Consider the following 524-nt stretch of genomic DNA (forward strand, 5'->3'; position numbering starts at 1 on the left):
CAAGAAAGCTAATGAGCTGATGGCGCACACCTATTCTCACCTGTACGGCATCCCGACCACCGGGCTGCGCTTCTTTACAGTTTATGGTCCGTGGGGTCGCCCGGATATGGCGCTGTTCAAGTTCACGAAAGCGATGCTGGAAGGAAAAAGTATCGACGTTTACAACTACGGCAAAATGAAGCGCGACTTCACCTATATCGACGACATCGTCGAGGCGGTGCAGCAGCTGCGGGACGACGGCGTGTGTGACGACTACTGCGATGGTGCGCACGACTACGACCGGAATCGCTGCCGCCAGGTGCGGGATCCGGAACTTGCTCTCGTTGTCGCCGAGTCCGGTGACAGCTCGATGATCTTGCGGAGGCACTCATGAGCGCACCGACGAAGCCGCTGCCGCGCATCGACGCCGACAGTGCCCCGTTTTGGGAGGCCGCGGCTGAGGGACGCCTCGTCGGGCAGCGCTGTGGGTCATGCGATTCATGGCGTTGGCCCCCACGCGAGCACTGTCCTGAGTGCCACGCGGC

General features: G+C 61.3%; 2 protein-coding genes. Both read left to right on the forward strand.

Features of this window, described 5'->3' with window-relative positions:
- On the forward strand, positions 1-373 hold a 373-nt coding region (locus ABD715_RS17805), incomplete at its 5' end, for an NAD-dependent epimerase/dehydratase family protein (RefSeq protein ID WP_344789683.1).
- Positions 370-524: Zn-ribbon domain-containing OB-fold protein (locus ABD715_RS17860; RefSeq protein WP_425567993.1), on the forward strand; the 155-nt coding region annotated here is incomplete at its 3' end. The genes ABD715_RS17805 and ABD715_RS17860, both read left to right, overlap by 4 nt.

The organism is Postechiella marina (assembly GCF_039538365.1).
Classification (GTDB): Bacteria; Bacteroidota; Bacteroidia; order Flavobacteriales; family Flavobacteriaceae; genus Postechiella; species Postechiella marina.